Here is a 1,278-nt window from a genome sequence, read left to right on the forward strand (position 1 = left end):
TGACCCCTGCCGTCAAATCCGTATAACTAAACTTGGGAGATTTTAATTACGCAGCCTGACGATAATAATCAAACCACACCTGTCTTGGTGATTTATAGCCCAAACCCTTTTGAATTCTAGTCTGATTGTAGTAAAGCTCGATGTATCTAATAATATCGTTGATCGCTGCAAATCTAGTCTTATAATCCTGATGATATACCAGCTCGTTCTTTAAAGTGCCCCAGAAGCTTTCTATTGGAGCGTTGTCGAAGCAATTACCTTTAGCGCTCATTGAACCTGTAAACTGATGCTGCTTAATGGTCTTGTGGTAGGCGTGACTACAATACTGGCTGCCTCTGTCAGAATGGACTATTAGTTTTTTGGCAGGTCGTTTGTTCTTGATGGCCATGTTCAATGCGTGACAGACCAAATCTGCGGTCATGCGTTTGTTGATCGCATAGCCGACCAGCTCTTTGGTATATAAGTCTTTGACTCCTGCTAAGTACAACCAGCCCTCATGTGTCCAGATATAAGTAATATCGCTTACCCATGCTTGGTTAGGGCGATTGGCATCAAACTTCTGATCCAGCACGTTATCATAGACCAGTTTGTTGTGATTAGAGTCGGTGGTCACTTTAAAGCGCTTATGACGACGACATTTAATGCCGTGTTGCTCTTTGATGCTTCTTACCATATACAGGCTAATGTTGTGGCCTTGCTCGCTTAGATGAGCATGCAGTCGATCTACGCCATAACGTTCTTTCGTTTCACTGTGAGCCGCTTTGACCAGTAATTCAGACTGGTTGCGATGTATCTGCTGGTCACTGATGTCACGACTAATCCAGTCGTAATAGCTTGAGGGCTTAACCCTTAACACACGGCACATAGTGGTGATGCTAAAGAAGTGCTTGTTGTCTTTGATAAAGGCGTACTTCACTAACTGTGCTTGGCAAAGTACGCCGTCGCCTTTTTTAAGATCTCGCGCTCCTCTTCAGCCACTTTAAGCTGCCGCTTGAGCTGCTTTATTTCTTGAAGAGCACTCATAAGATCAGGATCATATTGATCTGTGCCGACAAGCTTGCCTTGATTGGCTTTGTTATGCCAATTTGAGAGCGTTTGCATGGCAATGCCAAGCTGCTTTGCAGTCGCTGAAATATTGCCGTTATTGTCTGCTATCTTCTTGACGGCTTCGGCTTTGAATTCTGTGCTATAAGTTCTGATTTTCTTAGTCATGGTAAACTCCTCATCGAGTCGTTAGTTTACCAAGTTTAGGTGTACGGTTTCTTCAGCATAGCTCAT

The 1,278-nt window shown here is 43.7% G+C and carries 1 protein-coding gene; it reads right to left on the reverse strand.

Annotated elements, in window-relative coordinates; genetic code table 11:
* Nucleotides 1–46: 46 nt before the first annotated feature.
* Nucleotides 47–1,212 (reverse strand): IS3 family transposase gene (locus ACS8FD_RS15100; RefSeq protein ID WP_424510714.1). Its coding sequence is split into 2 segments (ribosomal slippage): nucleotides 47–957 and nucleotides 957–1,212, totalling 1,167 coding nucleotides; the frame shifts between segments, so codons are not numbered across the junction.
* Between the last annotated feature and the right edge of the window lie 66 nt (nucleotides 1,213–1,278).

This window comes from Psychrobacter sp. 1U2, assembly GCF_051847575.1.